19 protein-coding genes are annotated in these 25,188 nt (G+C 42.3%); 3 read left to right on the forward strand and 16 right to left on the reverse strand.

Annotated features, from left to right (window positions below):
* Positions 1-170: 170 nt before the first annotated feature.
* The 10 genes from manA to PCY71_RS04020 form a co-directional block, all read right to left on the reverse strand.
* The gene (gene manA / locus PCY71_RS03975) at positions 171-1,112 is read right to left on the reverse strand and encodes a mannose-6-phosphate isomerase, class I (protein WP_032912488.1); all 942 of its coding nucleotides are present in this window, start codon (positions 1,110-1,112) and stop codon (positions 171-173) included.
* A 125-nt stretch (positions 1,113-1,237) separates the two neighbouring features.
* Positions 1,238-1,738, reverse strand: coding sequence for a phosphatase PAP2 family protein (locus PCY71_RS03980; protein ID WP_048771691.1), 501 nt, complete (start codon positions 1,736-1,738; stop codon positions 1,238-1,240).
* Between the two features lie 142 nt (positions 1,739-1,880).
* Positions 1,881-4,277, reverse strand: coding sequence for a glycogen/starch/alpha-glucan phosphorylase (locus PCY71_RS03985; protein ID WP_048771688.1), 2,397 nt, complete (start codon positions 4,275-4,277; stop codon positions 1,881-1,883).
* Between the two features lie 212 nt (positions 4,278-4,489).
* Positions 4,490-5,920, reverse strand: a complete 1,431-nt coding sequence (gene glgA, locus PCY71_RS03990) for a glycogen synthase GlgA (protein WP_048771685.1) — start codon at positions 5,918-5,920, stop codon at positions 4,490-4,492.
* The gene (glgD, locus tag PCY71_RS03995; RefSeq protein ID WP_048771682.1) at positions 5,917-7,056 is read right to left on the reverse strand and encodes a glucose-1-phosphate adenylyltransferase subunit GlgD; all 1,140 of its coding nucleotides are present in this window, start codon (positions 7,054-7,056) and stop codon (positions 5,917-5,919) included. Before glgD ends, glgA begins: the two co-directional genes overlap by 4 nt.
* Positions 7,046-8,188: a glucose-1-phosphate adenylyltransferase gene (locus PCY71_RS04000; RefSeq protein ID WP_002904142.1), complete on the reverse strand. Its 1,143-nt coding sequence runs from the start codon at positions 8,186-8,188 to the stop codon at positions 7,046-7,048. Before PCY71_RS04000 ends, glgD begins: the two co-directional genes overlap by 11 nt.
* Before the next feature lie 6 nt (positions 8,189-8,194).
* Positions 8,195-10,105: a 1,4-alpha-glucan branching protein GlgB gene (glgB, locus tag PCY71_RS04005; protein ID WP_002900750.1), complete on the reverse strand. Its 1,911-nt coding sequence runs from the start codon at positions 10,103-10,105 to the stop codon at positions 8,195-8,197.
* 385 nt (positions 10,106-10,490) lie between these two features.
* A complete protein-coding gene (locus PCY71_RS04010; RefSeq protein WP_048771677.1) occupies positions 10,491-11,915 on the reverse strand; it encodes an NADP-dependent glyceraldehyde-3-phosphate dehydrogenase in 1,425 nt (474 codons plus the stop codon).
* A gap of 235 nt (positions 11,916-12,150) precedes the next feature.
* Positions 12,151-13,884: a phosphoenolpyruvate--protein phosphotransferase gene (gene ptsP, locus PCY71_RS04015; RefSeq protein ID WP_048771673.1), complete on the reverse strand. Its 1,734-nt coding sequence runs from the start codon at positions 13,882-13,884 to the stop codon at positions 12,151-12,153.
* Position 13,885: 1 nt separating this feature from the next.
* Complete coding sequence (locus PCY71_RS04020; RefSeq protein ID WP_002896017.1) at positions 13,886-14,149, reverse strand: phosphocarrier protein HPr; 264 nt, start codon at positions 14,147-14,149, stop codon at positions 13,886-13,888.
* A gap of 598 nt (positions 14,150-14,747) precedes the next feature.
* On the opposite strand from PCY71_RS04020, the gene nrdH reads away from it, so the two are divergent.
* The 3 genes from nrdH to nrdF all read left to right on the forward strand — a co-directional run bounded on the left by nrdH (position 14,748) and on the right by nrdF (position 18,402).
* Positions 14,748-14,966 (forward strand): glutaredoxin-like protein NrdH, encoded by a 219-nt coding sequence (gene nrdH, locus PCY71_RS04025; RefSeq protein ID WP_002897920.1) that lies wholly within the window; start codon positions 14,748-14,750, stop codon positions 14,964-14,966.
* Positions 14,967-15,126: 160 nt separating this feature from the next.
* Positions 15,127-17,286: a class 1b ribonucleoside-diphosphate reductase subunit alpha gene (nrdE, locus tag PCY71_RS04030; RefSeq protein WP_002915596.1), complete on the forward strand. Its 2,160-nt coding sequence runs from the start codon at positions 15,127-15,129 to the stop codon at positions 17,284-17,286.
* Between the two features lie 156 nt (positions 17,287-17,442).
* Entirely contained in the window at positions 17,443-18,402 is a 960-nt protein-coding gene (gene nrdF, locus PCY71_RS04035) for a class 1b ribonucleoside-diphosphate reductase subunit beta (protein ID WP_002896021.1), read from the forward strand.
* A gap of 58 nt (positions 18,403-18,460) precedes the next feature.
* Here the strand turns inward: nrdF and PCY71_RS04040 are convergent, their stop codons facing one another.
* From PCY71_RS04040 to PCY71_RS04065, 6 genes are all read right to left on the reverse strand, one after another.
* Positions 18,461-18,766, reverse strand: a complete 306-nt coding sequence (locus PCY71_RS04040) for a hypothetical protein (protein ID WP_002900763.1) — start codon at positions 18,764-18,766, stop codon at positions 18,461-18,463.
* Positions 18,767-18,843: 77 nt separating this feature from the next.
* Entirely contained in the window at positions 18,844-19,458 is a 615-nt protein-coding gene (locus PCY71_RS04045; RefSeq protein WP_002904134.1) for a DUF6287 domain-containing protein, read from the reverse strand.
* Positions 19,459-19,552: 94 nt separating this feature from the next.
* Positions 19,553-21,976, reverse strand: coding sequence for a GBS Bsp-like repeat-containing protein (locus PCY71_RS04050; RefSeq protein ID WP_002904133.1), 2,424 nt, complete (start codon positions 21,974-21,976; stop codon positions 19,553-19,555).
* A gap of 181 nt (positions 21,977-22,157) precedes the next feature.
* A complete protein-coding gene (locus tag PCY71_RS04055) occupies positions 22,158-23,093 on the reverse strand; it encodes an XRE family transcriptional regulator (protein WP_002904132.1) in 936 nt (311 codons plus the stop codon).
* A 352-nt stretch (positions 23,094-23,445) separates the two neighbouring features.
* The gene (locus tag PCY71_RS04060; RefSeq protein WP_048771664.1) at positions 23,446-24,363 is read right to left on the reverse strand and encodes a diacylglycerol kinase family protein; all 918 of its coding nucleotides are present in this window, start codon (positions 24,361-24,363) and stop codon (positions 23,446-23,448) included.
* Positions 24,364-24,525: 162 nt separating this feature from the next.
* Positions 24,526-25,179 (reverse strand): CPBP family intramembrane glutamic endopeptidase, encoded by a 654-nt coding sequence (locus tag PCY71_RS04065; RefSeq protein ID WP_301412455.1) that lies wholly within the window; start codon positions 25,177-25,179, stop codon positions 24,526-24,528.
* Positions 25,180-25,188: the final 9 nt, after the last annotated feature.

A 25,188-nucleotide genomic window follows, 5' to 3' on the forward strand; every position in this document is an offset into this window, starting at 1 on the left:
GAGGAAATATGCAAAGAAACGTGAAGTATCTTCCTACAGTAAAAATACTCGAAAGCACATAGAATAAGGCTTTACGAGCATTTAAGAAAATATAAAAAGATAATTAGAAATTTATACTTTGTTTATATGAAAAAGAGCAAAGTGATTATTTGCTCTTGATTTTTCTATAATTATGGATGGCTGACAATCAGCTGCAAATCTCCAGACAAGGTCCATTCTGTAACATCGCTAGGCAGGATGAAATGCTCTCCTTTTCCAAGAGGATAGACCGTCCCATCAACTTCTAGCTCACCGACACCTTCCAAGACACTGACCAAGCTATAGTCTGCTGTCTTTTTAAAATTGACCGAACCAGCGATATCCCATTTGTAAACAGCAAAGAAGTCATTGGCCACCAAAAGAGTAGAAGTCAAACTATCTGCCTGAATGGTAACAGGACGGCTATTGGCTGGCTCACCGATAGTTAAAACATCAATCGACTGCTCCAAATGCAGCTCACGAAGATTACCAGCATCGTCCTTACGATCAAAGTCATAGACACGGTAGGTCGTGTCACTGGACTGCTGAGTTTCCAAAATCAGAATACCTGAGCCAATGGCATGCATGGTGCCACTTGGTACATAGAAGAAGTCACCAGCCTTGACTGGGATTTTGGTCAGAAGATGGTCCCAGTCCTTGCTCTCAATCTGCTGGCGCAGCTCTTCCTTGCTCTTGGCATTGTGACCATAAATAATCTCTGCTCCTTCGTCTGCAGCAATGACATACCAGCACTCAGTCTTACCAAGCTCCCCTTCGTGCTCTAGTCCATAGGCATCATCAGGATGGACCTGAACACTAAGCCAGTCATTGGCATCTAAAATCTTTGTCAAAAGTGGAAAGACAGGTTCCGAACGATTGCCAAAAAGCTCACGGTGCTCGGCATAGAGAACATCTAACTTCTGGCCGGCAAATCGTCCGTTCTTGACGGTTGACACACCATTAGGATGAGCCGAGATAGCCCAGCACTCCCCTACATGGTCGCTGGGAATCTCATAGCCAAAGACATCGCGCAGCTTGGTTCCGCCCCAAATCTTCTCCTGCATCACAGACTGTAGAAATAATGGTTCTGACATAGTAGACTCCTTAAATATTTTTAACATCCAGCAAGGAATACCCCTTGATGTCGAAACGGTTGTTACTGCTTCTATTATAATATAGCTGGAGGTCCTTTGTCTACTCTCTTCCGAAAACAGGTCCTTTATAATAAAAAAAGTAAAGCTCCCCAGCAAATGCCGCAAAGATAGCCTACCAGCACATCCTTTGGATAGTGCACTCCGCCAATCACGCGCACTACGGCCAGCCCTGCTGAAAGCAAGAGGCAGATAAGTCCCGGCAGCCAGAAAAAGTAGAGTAGACACATGGAAATCACTGTCGCCGAAAAAACATGGCGGCTGGGCATGGATTTACCTGATGTATCCTTGGCCAGCAAGGGTTGAATATCCCATTTTTCGTAAGGACGTGCTTGATTCAGTCGTTTACGAATAGCTGACAGCAGACCAAATCCAATGGCTGGTAAGAAGAAAAAAGTAAGCATCCCTTTCCAGCCTTCCGTCAGAAAGGCACTGATTAGAACGAGACCATAAACAATAGGTATGAAGAGGGTCATTCCCCGATTAAAGTAAACCAGACCTTTCAGCCACTGAGGGCGGCTACAAAAGGGAGCCGTTAATTGTTGATAAAAAATCGTGTAGTCTTTCATGCTTGCTTACCCTGCTTTTCTAAAAGTTGGACTCTCATACTTTCTCTACTATAGCATATTTCTAGACAAGATGGTAGATAGATAGCAAAAGAGACTGAGACCCAGATCCCAATCTCTTATTGTTTATGTTTTCTCAGGAGTATTATTTCTCCAAGTTCCAGATTTCCTTGGCATATTGCTCAATGGTATCGTCTGAGGTAAACTTGTCTGATGTAGCGATATTAATCAAGCTCATGCGGGCCCATTTTTCTTTGTCACGATAGAGAGCATCAATCTTCTCTTGAGCTTCTACATAGGCATGAAAGTCTTCCAAAAGGAAGTATTCGTCATTGTGGGTAATGAGGGCTTCGTAGATTTCAGATCCTTCTTCACGGACGTTTGGAATGGTGCCGTTGACAAAGGTATCGACCACTCGGCGAATATCTGGATTGCTTTCATAGACACCGCGTGAGTAGTAATCGTGGCAGGCATAGTGCTCGTAAACTTGGTCCTTGTCCATCCCAAAGATGACAATATTGTCGTCACCGACCTCGTCCTTGATTTCGATATTGGCTCCGTCCAGTGTAGCCAGGGTAATGGCACCTGTCATCATAAACTTCATATTGGAAGTACCAGAAGCTTCCTTGGAAGCCAGAGAAATCTGCTCTGATACATCAGCAGCTGGAATGATGAGCTCAGCCAGACTGACGCGGTAGTTTTCCAAGAAGACAACCTTGAGTTTGCCTTGCAGGCTTTCATCCTTGTTGACCAGATTGGCTACTTCATTGATCAGCTTGATGACCGACTTAGCAAAGTGGTAGCCTGGAGCAGCCTTGGCACCGAAGATAAAGACGCGTGGCACCATATCCTTGTCAGGATTGTCCTTGAGGTCCCAGTAAAGCTTGATGATATGAAGTAAGTTGAGCAGCTGTCGCTTGTAAGCGTGGAGACGTTTCACCTGGACATCAAAGATAGCTTCTGTAGAGACTTCCACTCCTGTTGATTCCTTGATGAAGTCAGCCAGACGGGCCTTGGCTTCCTGCTTCACTCGGTAGAAATCACCCAGCACTTGCTGATCATCCTTGAATTCCAAAAGCTTGCGCAGCTCATGGATATCACTTCTCCAACCCTTGCCAATCAGCTTATCAATCTCAGCTGACAGAGGCTGGTCCGCAATCTGCAGCCAGCGGCGCTGGATAATCCCGTTGGTTTTGTTATTAAACTTCTCTGGGTAAATGCTGTAGAAATCACGCAAGGTGTCTTCTTTGAGCAGTTCTGTGTGGAGTTTGGCAACACCATTGATTGAATGACCGCCAATGATAGCCAAGTGAGCCATGTGGATTTGATTGTCCTTGACGATTCGAGTATTTTCGATAACTTGCGGATCAAGGCTGCGTCCAGCCATTTCAGCTACATAGCGGTTGTCGATTTCTAGGATAATCTGATAAACCCGCGGCAGGACATTCTTAAAAAGCTCTGCATCCCATTTTTCCAAGGCTTCAGACAGAATGGTATGGTTGGTATAGCTCATGGTGTTAACCGTAGCATTCCAAGCATCTGCCCATTCCAAATCGTACTCATCCATCAAGAGACGCATAAACTCAGCCGGTGCAACCGCTGGGTGGGTATCGTTGATATGGACAGAGACCTTCTCATGAATATCCTTGAGCGGACGCCCTTGCTTGAGGTAGGATTTGATAATGGTCTGCAGACCTGCACTGGTCATGAAGTATTCCTGGATCAAGCGCAGCTCTTTTCCTTCGTAGCTAGAGTCGTCGGGATAGAGAATAGCAGTGATGTCTTGCACCCGGCGACGAGCCTCAATGGTCGGATAGTCCAGTTCATGCTCCTCTGGAATTTCAACATCCCAAAGCCGGAGATTATTGACATTATCATTGCCAAAGCCAATCTGCGGCACATCGTAAGGAACGGCCCGCAAGGTTTTGGAATTCTCATAAAGTGGCACGATCCGGCCCTTTTCATTAGCATGGAGGGAAACATTTCCGAAGATTTTAACATCGACAATATCATGGTCCTTACGGGTCTCCCAGACATTGCCCAGACTGCCAAACCAAGCATCAGGAATTTCTACCTGATAGCCATCTACGATGCGTTGCTTAAAGAGTCCATAGCGATAGCGAATCCCATTTCCAAATCCTGGATAGCCAGTGGTTGCCAGCGAGTCCATAAAGGCAGCCGCCAAGCGGCCCAGACCGCCATTGCCCAAGGCCATGTCATACTCCGCATTCTTGACATCTTCAAAGTCAACGCCCAACTCGGCAAAGCCCTCCTTGACCATATCGAGGATACCTAAGTTGAGCAGATTGGTTTCCAGCATGCGTCCTGGAAGAAACTCGATAGAAAAGTAATAAGCTGTCTTTTGCTGCTGCTCAATCAACTGATTGCGACGCTCCAACCAAAGGGGCGTGATATACTTGCGGACAGTGCTGGCCAGAGCCTGAAAAAGCTCCACTGAAGTCGCATCAGCAACTTTAATCAGCTGTCTTTCATGTAGAATATCCTTAAAATCTCGAATAAAACGTTCTTTTGTTAGTTCCATAGTGGATGGTTATCTCCCTTTCTAAATAACGGGAAGCAGATTTAAACGTAGAAATACTTTTTTCAATTAAGATGGGAATCGCTCACTTCAGCCACAAGCTAAAAACAGTGCTCCAACACAGTATGATAATATATAAAAATGTAATTCTCACGGAAATCCTCCCTTGTCCCATGGACAAGAGAGGATTTTTTATACTGATTCCAAAGTAAATGTTATAGAAGTGATTGATATAAATCACTGTAAGCCTTGCTGGCTGTATCCCAAGAGAAGTCTCTTTCCATCGCCTGTTCTTGCAGAGATTTCCAAGCTTCCTTGTCATCGGCATAGAGCTTGAGTGCTTCCTTGAAGGTCCAAGTCAACCAGTAGCCAGAAAAGTTATTGAAGCTAAAGCCCGTTCCCTGTCCTGTATAGACATTGTAAGGCTCGACGGTATCACGCAGACCGCCCACTTCATGCACCAAAGGCAAGGTTCCGTAGCGCATGGCCATCATTTGTGAAAGGCCACAAGGCTCGAAGCGGCTTGGCATGAGGAAAATATCGCTGGCAGCGTAGATCTCCTGAGCCAAGGTTACATCAAAGAGAATATTAGCTGAAAGCTTATCAGGATAGGCATGACCAAACCAAGCGAAAGCCTGCTCAAAAGCTGGATCCCCTGTTCCCAAGAGGATAATCTGCACATCTTCCTGGAGGAGATTATGCAGCTCTTCCACTACCAAATCAAAGCCTTTCTGACGGGTCAGACGGGAAACAATCCCAACTACCGGCACATCATCACGCACAGGCAGACCAACTCGCTCTTGCAAAGCTCGCTTGTTTTCTAGTTTACCAGATAAGTCAGATTTGTTAAAGTGATGGGCTAATAGCGGATCCGTTTCTGGATTATAGATATCTGTATCTATACCGTTGACAATTCCGACCAGCTTACCGGACTCCATCCGCAGGATTTGATCCAAATTACAGCCAAATTCTGGTGTACGGATTTCACCTGCATAGCTTGGTGATACAGTCGTCACTCGGTCCGCATAGAGAATACCAGCCTTCATCCAGTTGAGACAGTCATTCCAACGCAGGGTTCCGTCTGCATAGCGCTCATAGCCCACTCCAAACAGTTCCCAAAGCATGCTGTCAGGGAATTGACCTTGGAACTCCAGATTATGGATGGTCAAGACGGTTTTGATATTCTGATATGCTTGAATCCAATGGTATTTTTCCTTAACCAAGAAAGGAATCATAGCTGTATGATAATCGTGAACATGCAGAACATCCGGAATGAAATCAATCCGCTCCATCAGCTCTACGGCTGCTAACTGGAAGTAGGCAAAACGCTCACCATCATCAAAATCCCCGTAAACATGGCCGCGGAAGAAATAATGCTGATTGTCAATAAAATAGAAGGACACACCGTTCAAGACCAGTCGCTTGATCCCAACATACTGCCGGCGCCAGCCAACACTGACTTCAAAGTAGAAAAGGTCTTCCACCTGGTCGCCAAATTTGGCATGGGTCATGTCATAGTAAGGCAGAATAACACCAACTTCATGGCCAGCCTTGACCAGTGATTTGGGGAGAGCGCCGATAACGTCTCCCAAACCACCTGTCTTAGAAAATGGGGCTCCTTCTGCTGCTGCAAATAAAATCTTCATCGAATTATGTCCTCTGTAACTTTTTGGCCCTTCTTGACTACGATTGGGTCTTCTGCTGTTCCGCGAATCACTACGCCTTCGGCAATTTCAACACCCTTGTCCACAATAGCGTACTCAACAGTTGCATTTTCTCCAACTTTGACTCGAGGGAAGAGAACACTGGATTTAACACTGCTTCCAGTCTTAATCTTGGTATTCCGCGAAATCACAGAATTGATGACTTCACCTTCCACAATGCTTCCTGACGCAAATTGAGAGCGAGCTACTTTCGAAGACTCAGCATAGTAAGTTGGCTCCTCATTCTTAACCTTGGTGTAAATCTTTTGGTTCGGACTGAAGAGAGAGTAGAATTTCTTGCTTTCAAGCATATCGATGTTGGATCGGTAGTAGGTCTCTACAGAATAGATATTCGCCAGATAGCCTGTATATTCGTAGGCAAATGCCCCTTCCTGAGTTGCTAAATCACGCAAGACATAGCGCAGTTTTTGCGGATGCTCTTTCTTAGCTTCTTCTTCCAGCTTTTCAATCAGCCATGGAGTATCCACCACAAAGATGTCTGTAGACATATTAAAGAGCTCAGCATCTTCTCGGCCATCAAAGAGTTTATGCCCTCTAACATGGTCCGTTTCGTCAATATCTAGGACAGCATTCACATCCGAAATATTTTCCTTATGCAATTTCTTATAGACAACTGTAATCGGCTGCTCTGTTGTATTGTGCAAGTGGAAAACTTGATTGAGGTCAATATTAACCAAGATATCACAGTTAAGTGCAACAGTTTGGTTGGAGCCAGAGCGTTTCAGATAGGTCAAAAGCTGATCATAGTATTCCTCACCTACTGTAGAACTTTCTACACGGGTATTGTAGATTCCCAGGTAATAGTGGCTGAGCAAGGTAGACAGACCCCACTCACGACCAGAACGAATATGGTCAAAAACAGAGCTGATATTGTCCTGTTGGAAGATACCAAAGACACTGCGGATACCAGCATTGGCAAGACTTGAAAGCGGGAAGTCAATCAAACGATATTTCCCACCAAATGGCAAGCTAGCTACTGGACGATGATTTGTCAGAGTTGACATATCATGGAAGCCGACTGTATTTCCTAAAATTGCTGAATATTTATCAATCTTCATCTTTTGGTACCCCCACTTTCTCGTTGTATCCGACAACATATACTTCCTCTGTGCCATCAATCTCTACACCATCAGAGATGATCGCACCTTCGCCGATAATGGCCCGCTTGATCTTAGCGTCTTTGCCAATAACAGCTCCACTCATGATGACAGAGTCTTCAATGACTGCGCCCTTTTTGACCTGAGCACCAGTAGAAAGAATAGAGTGTTTTACTGTGCCGTCAACGAAACATCCATCAACGACCAGCGAATCTTCTACATGGGAATTTTCACTGATGAAGTTTGGCGGAGAAATCAAGTTGCGAGAATAAATTTTCCAGCGACGATTGCGGCTGTCCAGAGCATTTTCTGGGCTGATGTATTCCATGTTGGCTTCCCAGAGAGACTCTACTGTACCAACGTCTTTCCAATAGCCTGCAAAGTCATAAGCATAAACGCTTTCGCCAGATTCAAGGTAGTTAGGGATAACATTCTTACCAAAGTCAGACATATCCACATTGCTCTTTTCAGCAGCTACCAGCATATTGCGCAGACGCTGCCAGTCAAAGATATAAATCCCCATAGAAGCCTTGGTTGACTTAGGATTTTCTGGTTTTTCCTCAAATTCAACAATCCGATTATTAGCATCTGTATTCATGATACCAAAACGGCTGGCTTCTTTGAGAGGCACATCCAGAACGGCTACTGTCAAGCTGGCATTGTTGTCCTTGTGAGACTGAAGCATGTCATCATAGTCCATCTTGTAGATATGGTCCCCAGACAAAATCAGAACATACTCAGGATTGATGCTGTCGATATAGTCGATATTTTGATAAATCGCATGGCTGGTACCTTCAAACCAACGATTTCCTTCGCTCGCAGAATAAGGCTGAAGAATGGACACGCCTGAGTTAATACCATCGAGACCCCAGCTAGAACCATTTCCGATATGACTGTTCAGAGCTAATGGCTGGTATTGAGTAATGACACCGACATTGTGAATACCGGAGTTGGCACAATTAGACAAGGCGAAGTCAATAATACGATAGCGGCCGCCAAACTGTACCGCTGGTTTTGCGATACTCTGTGTGAGCTTTCCAAGACGAGTTCCTTGCCCGCCGGCAAGAATCAAAGCTAGCATTTCATTCTTCATAGACTATTACTCCTTTGTGGAATCTTTTTTAACATTTTTACGAGCAATCCGACGCTTGATCTTCCAGATGCTGGCTCCAAGAGCTGGCAGTGTAAAGGTCAAAGTCTGTGGATAATCTTTCCAAAGTCCTTCTTGAGACTGAACTGTTTCGTTATGTTCCTTCCAAACACCTCCCCATTCTTCTAATTCAGTGTTCCATACTTCTTCATAAATGGCTTCCACTGGAACACCAATGGTAAAGTTCTTCCGCTCTACCGGCGCCATATTGAATACACAAACTAACATATCTCCTTTTTCCGTCTTACGGATAAAAGAGAGGACACTTTGATCAGTATTATCCGCATCAATGATTTCGATGCCATCATAGCTCAGATCAATTTCCCAAAGCGGACGATTGTCTTTATAGAAGGCATTGAGTGCAGCAGTAAAGCCCTGCATCTTCTTGTTCATCTGATCGTCCAGATTAGACCATTCTAGCTGCTCTTCTGACTTCCATTCTAGGAACTGACCAAATTCTGAGCCCATAAAGAGCAGTTTCTTGCCCGGATGGCAGATTTGGTAGGTCAGCAAGTTGCGGAGCCCTGCAAATTGATTGTAACGGTCACCCCACATCTTGTGCATGAGACTCTTCTTGCCGTGAACTACTTCATCATGCGAGAATGGCAGGAGGAAGTTTTCAGAGAATACGTACATAAAGCTGAAGGTCACTAGATTAAAATCGTACTTACGATAAATCGGATCTTCCTCGTAGAAGCGAAGGATATCATTCATCCAGCCCATATTCCACTTGTAGTCAAATCCAAGGCCACCCAGCTCTCTCATACCAGTAATCTTGGTCTCTGAGGAACTTTCCTCTGCAATCATCATGACATCAGGATGGGCTAGCTTAATGACCGTATTGAGGCGTTGCAGGAAGTAATAACCTTCATAATTGCGATTGCCGCCATCTTTATTTGGCTGCCATGGACCGCTGTCATAGTCCAGGTAAAGCATATTGCTGACAGCATCAACCCGAATCCCGTCCAAATGATAGAAATCAATCCAGAATTTAATACTGGAAATCAAGAAAGACTGAACCTGATTCTTGCCCAAATCAAAGTTGAGAGCACCCCAACCATAGTTATGAGCCCGATCGTGGTCCTGATACTCGAAAGTCGGTGTCCCATCATAATAGGCCAGAGCATCATCATTAATAGTGAAGTGACCTGGCACCCAGTCCACAATGACACCGATATTGTTCAAGTGACATTCTTCGACAAAATCCTGAAATTCCTCAGGTGTGCCATAGGTATGCTCAAAGGCGAAGTAGCCCATAAGCTGATAGCCCCAGCTAAGTCCTAGCGGATGAGCCATAAGCGGCATGAATTCCACATGTGTGTAGTTCATCTCCACCAGATAAGGAATCAAGTCTTCTTTTAACTGGGCAAAGCTATAAGGACTGCCGTCTTCATTACGTTTCCAAGATCCGGCATGCACTTCATAGATATTGACCGGCCGAGAGAAGAAGCCCCAGCGCTTCCGGCGTGCCAGCCAGAGACCGTCTTTCCACTTCTTCTCAGGAATAGTGCGAATAACTGCTCCCGTGCCCGGGCGCTCTTCCAGATAGATAGCCAGCGGATCAATTTTCAAAATTTCCTGACCACTGCTACGCTTGATATTGTACTTGTAAATATCTCCTTCCTTAGGTAGCTCTGTGAAGACTTCCCAAACGCCCGCTTCATTTCGGACCATAGGAATCTGCTCTTCATACCAATTGGTGAAATCTCCAATCAAATGGACACTCTGAGCATTAGGCGCCCAAACGCGGAAAGAGTAGCCAGACTTGCCGTCCACTTCATCCTGATGCGCCCCTAGATAATGCTGCAAATGAAAGTTTTCACCTGTTGTAAAGGTTCTTAATGCTTCGTTCTTATCCATGTAATCACCTTTCTATTTGTAAGCGTTTTCTATAATACTATTCTACATTATTTTTATCTCTTTTTCAAGTAAATTTCAAATATCCTTACGGAAAATCACTAAAACCGAACATTAGCTAAAATTAGTAATAAATGAGAGAGAAAACACTGCATTTTGTGCCTCTAAGTATGTTTTTATTCCTTTTTCGCTAAATATAGGAGCTATCCAAAACAAGAAAAAGATGAAAATTTTCATAAAGATATAGACCAATATGTAAATTTACATTTTAAAATAATAAGCAATTAAACATATAAATGCTTGATTCTTTTCAAATCATGAGGTAATCTTATTAGATTTACAAGTTCATCAATGTAAGAAAAAAGGCCGCACAAAGCCGCCTTTCTCATTATTTCACATCAAACACGATGGATTTCACTTGTGTCATCGCTTCGATACTGTAACGAATCCCTTGCACTCCTGCTCCAGATCCCTTAACTCCAAGGAATGGGAAGTTATCTGGACCACGTTGGGTCTTATTATTGATATGTACAGTACCCACTTCCAGTTTCTCAGCAATTTCAAATGCTTTAGGGAAATCATTTGTAAAGACTGAAGATTGAAGACCAAACTCTGACTGGTTACAGATCTGAATAGCCTCTTCAACGGAAGTCACACGAATAATCGGAAGAACAGGACCAAATGGCTCTTCCCAAGCTAATTTCATATCCAGTGTCACATGGTCAAACAAGGCAGGCCAGATGAGATTTGCTTCACGTTTGATTTCTGTCAAGGCTGACGCTCCCTTTTCCTGAGCATCTTCAATCAAGCCCCAGATGAAATCTGCTGATGCATTATCAATGACTGGTGTGATATCCGCATTATCAAAGGGATCCCCAACCGTCAGTTTCTCTACCTCTGCCTTAATCAGCGCCGCTAATTTGTCTGCTACGCTCTCCATGACAATGACACGTTTAATAGCCGTACAGCGCTGGCCAGAATAACTGTATGCCCCGCCAACAATCTGCTTAGCTGCATGCTCCAAGTCAGCATCTTCCAGCACAACTGCAGCATCCTTACCACCCAATTCTAACATAATTGGACGCATACCAGCTAACTTCCCGATGCGCTCACCGATTGGGGTGGAGCCAGTAAAGTTAATGTAGTTTACTTCCTTATGCTCAATGATGTAATCCCCGATTTCTGAACCACGTCCTGTGATGGTATTGAAAACACCAGCAGGCAGACCAGCCTCAGCAAAAGCCTGAGCCAAGAGCAGACCAGAGATTGAACCTTGAGTAGGTGGCTTAAACATCACGACGTTTCCGCCGATAAGGGCAGGAGCAATCTTAGAACCAGACAGGTTGACTGGGTAGTTAAATGGCGCAATGGCCAGTACAACTCCTACAGGCTCACGACGAACCACAGCCAATTTTTTCTTGCTGGCAGCTTCAAAGCCGCCACCTTCCATAACCTGACCGTGAATACGAATGCCCTCTTCAGCCGCATAGCGAATCAAGTCTGCTGTCCGGACTACCTCTCCGACTGCCGCTTTGATACCCTTGGCAACTTCTTTTGCAAGAATTTCGCCAATCTTCTCCTGATCACGCTCCAAAATATCCGCAACCTTATGCAAATAAGCTGCACGCTCAACTGCTGAAAGAGCTCGCCAAGCTGGCAAAGCCGCACGAGCGCTCTCCATCGCATAGTCAACCTCTGCCTGAGTCATGGCAGGCACAGTTCCTAAAATCTCATTGTTGATAGGAGATGAGATGGTAATTTCATTTTCAGAAACTTTCCACTCTCCATTTATATAGTTTTTATATTGTGTCACTTGTCCCCTCCAAAATGTTATTAAATATTATTTTACCAAATTTTCTGAAAATTTCAACCAAAAGTTATAAATTTAAAGAATTTTTTCACAATTAAGATAGATTATTAAATTTTGTTCATATTAGATCTGCTTATTTTCCGTTTTCTTTGATTTCAACTTTCTGCACAAGCTTCACTCTGCCCCTGAACAAAACTAAAAAAGACCAGGAAAATCTCCCTGATCTTAATTTTTTAGATTAATAGAAGTCCAGATATTCTTTTTCAAGTTCAAGAACTTCTTCCATCGTTGCACATTCAGTCAATGCACGCTGAGCCAGTTCTTCCATCTTCTTCGTATCCAGCTTCTTCATGAGGCTACGAGTCCGAAGAACAGAAGTCGCACTCATAGAGAATTCATCCAAGCCCATACCTACGAGCAATGGTACCGCTGTTTGGTCGCCGGCCATTTCTCCACACATACCTGCCCACTTGCCTTCAGCATGAGCTGCCTTGATAACATTGTTAATCAAGCGAAGGATAGATGGGTTGTATGGTTGATAGAGGTAAGAGACTTGCTCATTCATCCGGTCAGCTGCCATAGTGTACTGGATCAAGTCGTTAGTACCGATAGAGAAGAAGTCTACTTCCTTGGCAAATTGATCCGCTAGCATAGCTGCTGCTGGGATTTCAATCATGATACCTACTTGGATATTGTCTGCTACTGCAACGCCTTCAGCTTGCAGCTTAGCTTTTTCTTCGTCATAAACCGCTTTAGCTTTACGGAATTCTGTCAGAAGGGCTACCATTGGGAACATGATACGCAATTGTCCGTGTACAGAAGCGCGCAAGAGTGCGCGGATTTGTGTACGGAACATAGCATCGCCAGTTTCAGAGATAGAGATACGCAAAGCACGGAAACCAAGGAATGGATTCATTTCATGTGGCATATCGAAGTAAGGAAGTTCCTTATCTCCACCAATGTCCATCGTACGAACAACAACTGGTTTTCCATTCATGCCTTCAAGCACAGCCTTGTATGCTTCATACTGCTCATCTTCTGTCGGGAAGTCTTGAGAATCCATATAAAGAAACTCAGTCCGGTAAAGACCAACTGCCTCTGCACCGTTAGCATTGACACCTTCAACATCTTTTGGCGTACCGATATTGGCTGCCAATTCGAAGTGCTTGCCATCTGCAGTCACAGTCTGAGCATCCTTAAGCAATTCCCATTCAGCTTTTTGCTTAGCATAAGCCTCACCAGCTGCTTTAAATGCTGCGATTTGCTCTTCAGTTGGGTTGATAATCACTTCACCAGTAATACCGTTAGCTGCAATCACATCGCCGTCTTTTACAAGCTCAGTAATGTTATTAGTTCCCAATACTGCTGCGATTTCAAGCGTACGTGCCATGATAGCAGAGTGGCTTGTCCGGCCGCCGATATTGGTTACAAAAGCTTTAACAAATTTCTTATCCAGCTGTGCTGTATCAGAAGGAGTCAAGTCATGAGCAATCACAACTGATTCTTCATTGATAGACGCTGGGTTTGGCAATTTCTTACCCAAAAGGTTAGCAAGAACACGCTTCGTCACGTCGCGGATATCTGCCGCACGTTCCTGCATATATGGATTGTCGTCCATGTTTTCAAAGAGAGTGATAAACATGTCCGTTACTTCTTTCAGACCAGCTTCTGCATTGGTCTTTTTCGCACGGATTGTTTCTTTGATTTGCCCAACCATTTCAGGGTCAGCAAGTACCATTAAGTGAGCGTCAAACACCTGAGCGGCTTCCTCACCAAGGCTATCTACTGCTTTCTCACGGATAACAGAAAGCTCGTTCTGTGAAGCTTCAAGAGCTGCATCCAAACGAGCCTCTTCTGCATTCGTATCTTCGACTGAAACAGTCTCAAATGATAAATCCGGTTGAACTAATAGATATGCCTTAGCAACGGCAACACCGTCAGATGCTGCAATTCCTTTAAGCATTTCTGTCATATTAAGCCAATCCTTCTTTTTCCATTGTTTCAGAGATTGCAGCGATAGCATCGTCTGCATCTGCACCTTCAGCTGAGATCTTAACATCAGCTCCTTGGCCAACACCGAGACTCATAACACCCATGATAGATTTCAAGTTTACTGATTTACCTTTGTATTCAAGCGTAATGTCTGAAGCGAATTTGCTAGCAGTTTGAACCAACAAAGTTGCTGGACGTGCGTGAATACCTGTTTCTGCTACAATGTGGAAATCTTTAGAAGCCATAGTTAGACTCTCCTTTTAAATAATTCTTTTTGAGTTATTGTGATAACCCTTACAAGTTGATATTATATCACCTTTTGAAATCTTTTTCAAGAATTTTATAGCCCGCTTACAAAATATTTCTTAGGAAATGAAAACTCTTCTTATTATATTGAAGGTGGAATTTCCAAGCAAAAGCCCCTATCTTTCAGCTTTTATTCAAACATTTCTTCCAGCAAGTTTTCAATCATAAATTTCTTATTTTTATATTCTTAATTTCCATAAATTAAGAATATAAACTCCTCCCTCCACTCCTGCTAGTGATTCCCTAAATTCTGTAACACAAGATATTGGATTTTGGTTTTGGGGAGGAAAAGCTACTAGTCATTTTTCTAACATTTTAAGACTTGTTTAAGCATTGCCGCAACAGCATTTTGCTCCTTTTCTGCAATTTTTCACTTCTTTTCACCGCTTATACAAACACTATATATTGTATTGCAATCTATCCTATAACAAAATATCACACAATATTTAGTTCAAAACTATTGACATTCTATTTTCTTTTAGATATACTAGTTTCGTATTATTTAAAAGAAAAAACGAAAGTTTAGAGGAATTTTTAATGGTAACTATTTACTCAAAAAACAACTGCGTTCAGTGCAAAATGACCAAGCGCTTCTTAGATACTAATCATGTAGAATACCGCGAAATCAACTTGGATGAACAGCCAGAATTCATTGACCATGTCAAAGATCTTGGTTTCAATGCTGCTCCTGTGATTCAGACAGCAACTGAGGCATTTTCTGGTTTCCAACCTGGTAAATTGAAAAAACTGTCTTAATGTAGTTTATTTTGAGGGCAGCGCGCCTTGATTGGGAGATAAACTAAAAGACAGATTATCAGGGCAAACTGCAGCTCCTATGCTCATAGGGGCCGTTTCTTTTGTAAGGCGGATATTTTTCCGCTAGCTAATTATCTTATTTATATAGAAAAGGAAAAACATGGGACTCAAACATTTAGAGGATGTGACATACTTCCGACTCAACAACGAAATCAACCGTCCAGTTAATGGTCAGATTATGCTTCATAAAGATCAAGAAGCCTTAAAAGCTTTTTTTAAAGAAAACGTTGAGCCAAACACCAAGCAATTTTCTTCTATCACAGAAAAAATTAAATATTTAATAGAAGAAAACTATTTGGAGAAGGAATTTATTGAACTTTATTCTCCGGAATACATCGAGGAGCTGACTGCTTTTATCCATGCTCAAGATTTCAAGTTTAAATCTTTCATGGCAGCTTATAAGTTCTACAACCAGTATGCACTGAAGACCAATGATGGTGAATACTATCTGGAAAGCATGGAAGATCGGGTACTCTTCAACGCCCTCTACTTTGCCAACGGAGATGAAGCCATTGCCAAGGATATTGCCAATGAGATTATCCACCAGCGCTATCAACCGGCGACACCAAGCTTCCTCAACGCTGGTCGGGCTCGTCGCGGTGAATTGGTTTCTTGCTTCCTCATCCAAGTAACAGATGACATGAACTCAATCGGCCGCTCCATCAACTCTGCCTTGCAACTCTCTCGTATCGGTGGCGGGGTCGGTATTTCCCTCAGCAATCTACGGGAAGCTGGAGCACCTATCAAGGGTTATGAAGGAGCTGCATCTGGCGTTGTACCTGTTATGAAACTCTTTGAGGACAGTTTCTCCTACTCTAACCAGCTGGGCCAACGTCAAGGAGCTGGGGTTGTTTACCTCAATGTCTTCCACCCAGATATCATTGCCTTCCTTTCTACTAAGAAAGAAAATGCTGACGAAAAAGTTCGGGTTAAAACCCTCTCACTCGGTGTTGTCATTCCGGATAAGTTCTATGAATTAGCGCGCAAGAATGAAGAAATGTACCTCTTCAGCCCCTATTCTGTTGAACGCGAGTATGGAGTGCCATTTGCCTACCTTGACATCACTGAAAAATACGATGAATTGGTCGCTAATCCAAATATCACTAAGACCAAGATCAAGGCCCGTGATTTGGAAACAGAAATTTCCAAACTCCAACAAGAATCTGGCTATCCTTATGTCGTAAACATTGATACGGCCAACCGTTCAAATCCAATCGACGGTAAAATCGTCATGAGTAACCTTTGCTCTGAAATCCTGCAGGTGCAAGAGCCTAGCCTTTTGAATGATGCGCAAGAGTATCTTCACCTAGGAACAGATGTGTCATGTAACTTAGGCTCTACTAACGTTGTCAATATGATGACTTCACCTGACTTCGGAAAATCTATCCGAACTATGACACGCGCTTTGACCTTTGTCACAGACAGCTCGCACATCACAGCTGTGCCTTCTATCGACAATGGTAACAGTCTGGCGCATACCTTTGGTCTGGGAGCTATGGGACTGCACAGCTACTTGGCACAGCAGCTGATCGATTATGGATCAGCGGAAGCTGTAGAGTTCACTAGCATCTACTTTATGCTTATGAACTACTGGACTTTAGTTGAGTCTAACAATATCGCTCGCGAGCGTGGCGTGACCTTCCATAACTTTGAAAAATCTGACTATGCTAACGGAACTTACTTTGACAAATACCTGACAGGTGAATTTGTACCTAAGTCTGACCGTGTCAAAGAACTCTTCGCAGGCATCTTTATCCCATCTGCAGAGGATTGGGCAGAGTTGCGTGACAAGATCAAAGCTGATGGTCTCTACCACCAAAACCGCCTAGCTGTTGCACCAAATGGCTCTATCAGCTACATCAATGACGTTTCTGCTTCAATTCATCCAATTACTCAACGGATCGAAGAACGTCAAGAAAAGAAAATCGGTAAAATCTATTATCCTGCTGCTGGTCTGTCAACTGAGACTATCCCTTACTACACCAGCGCCTATGACATGGATATGCGCAAAGTTATCGATGTTTATGCAGCCGCAACTGAGCACGTGGACCAAGGTCTTTCCCTGACTCTCTTTATGCGCAGCGATATCCCTAAAGGCCTCTACGAATGGAAAAAAGAAAGCAAGCAGACGACCCGCGATCTTTCTATCCTGCGCAACTATGCCTTCAACAAGGGTATCAAATCCATCTACTACGTCCGTACCTTCACTGACGATGGTGGCGAAGTCGGTGCCAACCAATGTGAAAGCTGTGTCATCTAACAAGAGATTTTAGAAAAAGAAAAGAAAATTCGACCATGTTACAATTTTACCTTCCTCATCATTGTCAGGAAGGTAAAATCGTGAAGCATTGGGACAGTATCCAAGAAGGGATAGCTGATACCACATCAGGTCGTACCATCTACTAAAGGAGAAAGAATGCAAACTTACTACAAAGCCATTAACTGGAACGCTATCGAAGATGTGATCGATAAGTCCACCTGGGAAAAACTGACCGAGCAATTTTGGCTGGATACGCGGATTCCCCTATCCAATGACCTGGATGACTGGAGAAAGCTGTCCCACAAGGAAAAAGACTTGGTCGGCAAGGTCTTCGGTGGCCTGACCCTGCTAGATACCCTCCAGTCTGAGTCTGGTGTGGATGCCCTGCGCAAGGATGTCCGCACTGCTCACGAAGAAGCTGTCTTCAACAACATTCAATTTATGGAGTCCGTTCACGCCAAGTCTTACTCTTCTATCTTTTCTACACTCAACACCAAGTCAGAAATCGATGAAATCTTTGCTTGGACCAACACCAATCCATACCTGCAAAAGAAAGCTGAGATTATCAATGAGATTTACCTGAATGGTACAGCTCTGGAAAAGAAAATAGCCAGCGTTTTCTTGGAAACCTTCCTCTTTTACTCTGGTTTCTTCACTCCGCTCTACTATCTGGGTAATAACAAACTGGCCAACGTTGCTGAAATTATCAAGCTGATTATCCGTGACGAGTCTGTCCATGGAACCTATATCGGCTATAAGTTCCAGCTAGCTTTTAACGAATTGCCAGAAGACGAGCAAGAAAAACTCAAAGAATGGATGTACGACCTGCTCTACACCCTCTATGAAAATGAAGAAGGCTACACTGAAAGCCTGTATGACACAGTCGGCTGGACCGAAGAGGTCAAGACCTTCCTGCGCTACAATGCCAACAAGGCTCTGATGAATCTGGGACAAGATCCACTCTTCCCAGACTCGGCAGACGATGTCAATCCTATCGTCATGAATGGTATCTCAACCGGTACCTCCAACCATGACTTCTTCTCCCAGGTGGGTAACGGCTACCTGCTGGGCGAAGTTGAAGCCATGCAGGATGACGACTATAATTACGGTTTATAAGAAAAAGAATCCCTCTTTCCAAAATACGGAAAGAGGGGGTCTTTGACTGACTATTAATCTATTGACTATCATAGATATATTCTTCCAGATGTTCTGCGACTGTAATCTCAACTCCAACATCAGATGTTAGATAAATCACGGTACAGTCATGAGCTGGGACAATAGGAAATAAAAAGGGCTTCATATTTTGATAAATTCTATACATCCGCCTTTGACTCGTTGGATTTTCAAGATAAAGCTTGCTGTCACCACCAGAAAAGTCAGCTGGCAGAAGGGCATAATAAGCTACCAAAGCTCCATTTTCATCCAATACTCTAGTCTTATTTAAATCCTCAGCTATTTTTTTCATCATTAAAGTAGCCATCTTTTCCTCCCTTCATGTTTTTTATCCAAATAAAGGTGGAGCTAGGAACATCATCCCTAACTCCACTTATGCAGTCACTAATTAGATACGCGATAATACGGATGCTGGGAAGCAGTGATAGCATCTTGTCCAACTCGAATCTGTGCTTTAGGATTCTCGTTTCCAGTATCAGGCAAAACAGCTCCTTCTGGAATTACTAAAAAGGTTGCGCTACTGCTACCAGCAGTATAAGCAAGAGTAGATACATAACTACCATCGCTTACTTGACCTTTTAGTAAAGTATAATCGCTGGATTCTTTTCCATTCAGAGTATGAGAAACGACCCCTTGATTATTCAATACTATCGCATCCCCCAAATCATTTTGCCAAGTACCGGCTACAGTCGAAAAATCTCCTGCTGCCAAAGCATTGACATCGATACCCGCTGCTGGAGTGGCTGGGTCTTTCGTGTCAGACTTTGTTTCATTTTTAGGCTGAGCTTCAGAAGATACTGACGCTGCATCAGTTTCATCTGGGCTAGCTGATGGAACAGCTTTCGCTTCAGACTTAGAATCTGATTTAGAAGTTTGAACTGTTTGGCTAGAGCTACTACTTTGAGATGTTTGCTTGTCCTGCTGTTTACTGCAAGCACCAAGCAAGATAATGGAAGAAGTGAGTGCAGTCGCAAGAAACATTAATTTTGCATTTTTCATAAAAGAGGCCTCCTCATGAATTAATACCTTTTTGTAATCTTATTGTAACATTTTGAATTAATAAAATCAATAATCATATTGAAATATTATAAAATTAATTTATTGCTACATAACGACGGCTACCACTATACCCAACATAGCTAATCCACTGATGACCATCTGCAATAAAAGTTTGATCATAAAAGACTGTGCTCCCTTTGTCAAAGTTTGCTAGTTCTGGACTTGATATTTTAGCTTCAGACCGAATAGAAGCATAGCCTTGAAAAACGTAATTCCCTTTTGATGGAATAGATATAGTTGGTAATGCGACTTCCGTAGTAGCTGAGCCGGCACCTACAAGTTTTCCATCATCCTGAACGTAGTACAGGTGGACGTTGTATTTCCCTGTGGAATTTTTATGATCACTTACTTTAATAGTCTGTTTGTAAGTCCCATCTGGTTGCTTGCTAGCAGTGTACCAAACCACGTCATCCTGGTCATTGGCAGCAGACCATGTAGGTACCTTTACTTCTTTTACACCACCAGGATTAGAAACATTAGACACAATAATATCAAAGGTACCTGTCTTTGAAGTATTATTCCGAATAGTAATAGTTCCTGTCGGCCGGATTAATTCCTTATCCAAGGAGACTTCTGTCGTCGTTCCTGTTACACAAATCATTTGGCCATTATTTTGAACATAGTATAAATGCACATTATATTTTCCAGTGGAATATTTATGATCGCTAGCCTTTATTGTCAATTTGTAAGTGCCATCCGATTGTCTTTTAGGAGTATACCAAATAATATCATCTTGATCATTCGCACTAGACCATGTAGGTACTTTTACTTCTTTTACACCACCAGGATTGGAAATGTTAGATATAACAACATCAAAGGTTCCTGTTTTTGAATTATTATTTTGAATAGTAATTTTCCCTTCAGGCTTCTTAATAGAAACGGTAGTCTTCGTTCCCCCAGCTCCAACCATTTCCCCATTATTTTGAACATAATATAGATGGATATTATACTCTCCCGTAGAACCTTTATGTTTATTTGCATTGACAGTTATTTTATATGTTCCATTAGGCTGTTTAGCAGCAGTGTACCAAACAATATCATCTTGTCCATTTTCACTTGACCAAGTTGGTAATTTCACTTCTTTCACACCATACGGGCTAGAGACATCAGATACAATGACATCAAAAGTCCCTGTCTGAGCATTATTGTTTTGGATAGTCAAGGTTCCCTTTAAAGGAGCCTTTGTCTTTGTTACTCCAATGGCAATATATCTACGATTTCCAGCAAAGGAGAGATAGCTAATCCATTGATGGTCATCTGCTTCCAATTTACGATCATATGTAACAGTTTGTCCTGCATCATAATAAGCTAATTCAGGACTAGACATCTTAGGCTCAGCTTTAATGGAGGCTCTTTGAGTGAAATGATACACTCCACTGGCAGGGATTCCTTGATTATCAGAAGGCTGGGAAATCGGTGTGGATGTACCTCCAATGATATCTTTAAAATGTATAAAGCCTGAGATTGAACTTGCAGCAACTACTCTGCGATTATAACTTTTACTCCAAGCATAGTTATATTCTTCAATTTCTACATTATTTCCCAATACATTGGACACCCATGCTACATGTCCGTAACTTCCATCATCAATCCAAGCGACTGAGCCAAGAGCTGGATGATTATCTACCCTATATCCTTCTCTTCTTGCCCGATACCCCCATTCACCGCCATTTCCGTACGCACGAGGAATGTTAAAACCATTAACTGAACTTAATCTATAAGCAGTAAATGAAGTACAATTTTTAACAATAAGTCCCCAATCGTCCGCAGCATAATCAGGGAGATTTTTAAACCTTACTGGATAATCATCGCCTCGAGCGATTGAACCATTCCCTGTAGCCAGTAAAGTCGTATGTCCAGTCCCGTTTGCAACTTTACCAACAGTTGTTTTGAGAGTTGTTTTTTCTTCTTTAGTTGCACGGCGGCGGCTGACATCATTAACAATTGAGGTGGCTGGCTTATCTACATTCGAAGCGGCATAGCCACGTGTTACTAAATGTTTAGGATTAGTAGGATCATCTATAACTGGATTTATTTCAACAGTTTTCTGTTTTTCATTAACTGTTGAAGTTTGATCAGAAACAGGCTCAGTGTTGATTGGAATATCATTTGCATTTGTCGCTTTATTTTCAGTTTCTAGTGGTTCAGGAACTTCAGAAGTTACTCCATTTTCAATACTAACTAAATTGTTATTTACAGCATTTTTTGTTTCCGATTCAATATCAGAACTTACTGTTGCATTTGACTTTTCTGAAACACTCTGATTTGTGTCCACAGCTATGTCAGAAGGTGCTGTAGAAACTACTGAATCAGTACCAGTTGGCGAAATTACTTGATCAGCAGCAACTGTTTGAGTCCCTGCAAATAATAATGTTCCTAGAAGCACTGAAACTGCTCCTAGAGAATATTTACGAATAGAAAAACGTTGAACCTGCTTATTAAAAAATTGATTTTTCATTTTATTTGCTCCCTTTATTAATCTTTGTGCACGACAACATTTAATTTCCTAAAGCCAAAACCAAATCATGGCGAGATAATAAGAAATCCTAAACATGTGATTCTCTCCTTTCCTATTTAACTTTTTCCATGTTTCAATTATAGACTCAATTACAAATAAAAAACAGGACATAGATGTCCTGCTAGCCTTGATGATAGAGCCGAAGTTCTTTATTCCACTCCTCAGCCATTTTTTTAGATAGAAAAGTATGACCTAACAATCTTGCCAGTGTCAGTCCCTCTTCATAGTATTGTTGAGCTTTTTTCTCGTCCTTGTGTACGAAAAGCTCATATTCTCCCTCTAACATTCTTATCAGCGGTTTCTTTTGATAGTCCTCTGTCAATTCCATGATTACATTAAGTTTGTTGAGCGTATCTTTTGTATAAATGAACTCTTTTCGCTCGCACTCAATACCTGGGATTGTCAGTAGAGCATCTCGCATGAGAAAGAGATATTCATTTGGAATATAGTCAACTGACTGCAGTAATCGCTGAGCGATTCTTGCATATAATTCCTTATCAAACTTAGCTGACCGAATCTCCTCTTCATCTCCCACATAGATCTGATAGAGCTGGATGTAGAGTAAATCATTCACGTCATAATGCTTTTTACTCTGCAAATCGTCCAAATGCTGGGCAAAGAGAGTCATTCCATACTTATGGAATTTCTCAGAAGTATAAGTATAAATCTTTGATTGCAAGATATCCATTACATTCTGCTCAGCTTCTGGCAAATCATCATAATAAACTTCAAAAATTTCATCTATGATATGCTCCAATTCGAACAAAGCTTCGGTATTGCCATAAGTGGTCGTCCGAATCAGCTTATACTTCAAGCGCTGATAGTCAGTAGGTAGAGCTACATCTTCTTTTTTACTTCCTGTCAAAGTTGTCAAATCGACCTCTAGACAGAAAGCCAGATATTCTAAAGTAGAAAGAGTAGGCTGGGAAATGCCTGACTCCAAACGGGTTAACTGCCGTATAGAAAGCTTTGACTCATCACCACACAATTGCTCCTTAGTCCAGCCCCTATTTAATCGAAGCTGTTTCAAATGCTGTCCAAATTCTTTTCCTTGCATCGTCAATCCCCTCCCAAATAAATCAGGAAACTTTTGGTTATGTTATCATGTTATTCTAGATTTATTATAGCATAATTGGAAAGATTTTACTAATAAAATTCCAAAAAGATTACTTCCTTTTCTCAGTGATGAAATCTACCTAACTGTTGCAACAGTTAGGTAGAGCGGAGCTATTGAGACCTTAGGCTCAATAGCTAGTCATGGAACTCTGCAGGAGGTCGCTGACATCCGCCATCACTTGAGAAAAGCATGTAAATCTAAAAATTAGTATATTACAAGTATTAAAGGACCCCAAACTTAAAAGTTTAGAGTCCTTCTACCATATTCTTTTTTGAGTCTAAACACAAAAAAACTAGTAATACACATTCAAGTGAGAAGGCAAGACACGAATCGTTACTGGCAGTTGGTCACCCTCATCTCCGTCAACGTTGACGCTGAGCTCTGCCTTGTCATCAGCCAACTCAACTGTGATTTCCCTAAAGGTCAGATACTCGATATTATCACTTTCTTCTCCATTGCCCGAAATCAAATCCGGCACAGAAACCAAGGTGTCCAAGAGATTTTTATCCTTAAGATACAAAAGATGGAGCAAGCCGTCATTGACAGTAGCTTCAGGGAGAATGCTCTCGAAACCTCCGATAGAGTTGGTAGAGCCAATCAAGAGTGTACTGCTCTTTATCGTACGCTCTTCTCCATCAATATTTAAGTGAAATTCGTAAAAACTAGTATCCATCAACTGCTTGAAACCAGAGATAAAGTAGGCAAACTTGCCCCACTTGGTCTTGTCTTCTGAATCTACGTTGTTGATTGACTCAGGAATAGTTCCAATGGCAACCACATTCATAAAGTACTGGTCATTAATCTTGCCGATATCAAGTGGCTTGACTTTGTTGATATCCAGATTCTGAATGGCTTCTTCAGCGTCTAGAGGAATGCCGAGAGCACGCGCCAAATCATTGACTGTACCAAGTGGAAAGAAACCAAAAGTCGGACGATAGTCTAGTTCAGCCAGGCCGCTGATTCCTTCATTGACTGTTCCATCGCCACCCATGACAAAGACGCTATCATAATGGTCTTCTGCGGCTTGCTTAGCAAAAGCTGCTGCGTCTCCACCTTTTTCAGTATGCTTGACCACTACCTCATCGAAACATTCTGCCAGTTTTTCTCTTGCCAAGTCTTCATAGGACTTGGCTTTTTCGCCTCCCGAGCTAGGGTTGACAATTAATAGGACTTTAGACATAAGGAAACCTCTTTTCGTTTGATAGCTCATTATACCATCTGGAAAACACTTTCACAAGAATTTGAAACTTCTAGCTTTCGAAAAACCAGAAAAGCAGTTTAGTATTTAAACTCCATTCCACAGAAAAACACTTCTTGCGTTAGATTTTTCTGTCTAACTTTAGAAGTGTTGTCGTATATTTAACTTTTTCTACTAAAAGAAGACAATGAGAACAAAGGCAATTAGATTATTGGCCAAATGTAGCCCCATTGAGTAGCGCAGGTCCTTCTTAGCTAGATAGCCTAGTCCAAAGATTGCCCCCAAGATGAAGTAAACCAGAAACTGAACTAGATTACCCGGCATGTGCAGAAGAGAGAAAAAGCTGGCAGATACAGTTAAATAAAGCAGAATTTTCGCCAAGCTATTTTGGTCAGGAAAGAGAAACTTAGCCAAAAAACCTCGTGTCAGTAACTCCTCAAGAATAGGAGCAAAGATTACCATGTATAGGAAGGCAAAGGCTGGCTGCTGCTGAATCAACTCTACAGCAGTGTTCTGATTGGCAGAAGATTCAATAGGAACGAGCTGCTGGAAGATGATAAAAGCAAGCAAGAGAGCACTGGGTAGCCAGATAGAACTGGTTAGCTTGGTATTTTTGATTTCCAGTTTCAAATCTTTCTGGTACCATTTCCACATGGCAAAAGAATAGAGACTTGCAAGTATGACAAAAATCGGCAAAATCAATAGTTGAGAAGTTCCTCCTGTCAGAGAACCTATAGTGAAGACAACTATAGCCGAAAAGATATAGGAATAGGATAAGAGGACAAGAATATAAAGGCCAAAATTAGTAAAGAAAGTTTTTAATTTCATAGTGATTCC

The sequence above is a fragment of the Streptococcus sp. SN3 genome (assembly GCF_030439905.1).

Coding starts and splice junctions, on each gene's coding strand:
- nrdF (WP_002896021.1), top strand. CDS start 17,443: ATGCAAACTTACTACAAAGCCATTAACTGGAACGCTATCGAAGATGTG.
- glgB (WP_002900750.1), bottom strand. CDS start 10,105: ATGGATAAGAACGAAGCATTAAGAACCTTTACAACAGGTGAAAACTTT.
- nrdH (WP_002897920.1), top strand. CDS start 14,748: ATGGTAACTATTTACTCAAAAAACAACTGCGTTCAGTGCAAAATGACC.
- PCY71_RS04065 (WP_301412455.1), bottom strand. CDS start 25,179: ATGAAATTAAAAACTTTCTTTACTAATTTTGGCCTTTATATTCTTGTC.
- PCY71_RS04050 (WP_002904133.1), bottom strand. CDS start 21,976: ATGAAAAATCAATTTTTTAATAAGCAGGTTCAACGTTTTTCTATTCGT.
- nrdE (WP_002915596.1), top strand. CDS start 15,127: ATGGGACTCAAACATTTAGAGGATGTGACATACTTCCGACTCAACAAC.
- PCY71_RS04055 (WP_002904132.1), bottom strand. CDS start 23,093: ATGCAAGGAAAAGAATTTGGACAGCATTTGAAACAGCTTCGATTAAAT.
- glgD (WP_048771682.1), bottom strand. CDS start 7,056: ATGAAGATTGATAAATATTCAGCAATTTTAGGAAATACAGTCGGCTTC.
- glgA (WP_048771685.1), bottom strand. CDS start 5,920: ATGAAGATTTTATTTGCAGCAGCAGAAGGAGCCCCATTTTCTAAGACA.
- PCY71_RS04000 (WP_002904142.1), bottom strand. CDS start 8,188: ATGAAGAATGAAATGCTAGCTTTGATTCTTGCCGGCGGGCAAGGAACT.
- PCY71_RS03980 (WP_048771691.1), bottom strand. CDS start 1,738: ATGAAAGACTACACGATTTTTTATCAACAATTAACGGCTCCCTTTTGT.
- PCY71_RS04045 (WP_002904134.1), bottom strand. CDS start 19,458: ATGAAAAATGCAAAATTAATGTTTCTTGCGACTGCACTCACTTCTTCC.
- PCY71_RS04020 (WP_002896017.1), bottom strand. CDS start 14,149: ATGGCTTCTAAAGATTTCCACATTGTAGCAGAAACAGGTATTCACGCA.
- PCY71_RS04040 (WP_002900763.1), bottom strand. CDS start 18,766: ATGGCTACTTTAATGATGAAAAAAATAGCTGAGGATTTAAATAAGACT.
- ptsP (WP_048771673.1), bottom strand. CDS start 13,884: ATGACAGAAATGCTTAAAGGAATTGCAGCATCTGACGGTGTTGCCGTT.
- manA (WP_032912488.1), bottom strand. CDS start 1,112: ATGTCAGAACCATTATTTCTACAGTCTGTGATGCAGGAGAAGATTTGG.
- PCY71_RS04060 (WP_048771664.1), bottom strand. CDS start 24,363: ATGAGCTATCAAACGAAAAGAGGTTTCCTTATGTCTAAAGTCCTATTA.
- PCY71_RS03985 (WP_048771688.1), bottom strand. CDS start 4,277: ATGGAACTAACAAAAGAACGTTTTATTCGAGATTTTAAGGATATTCTA.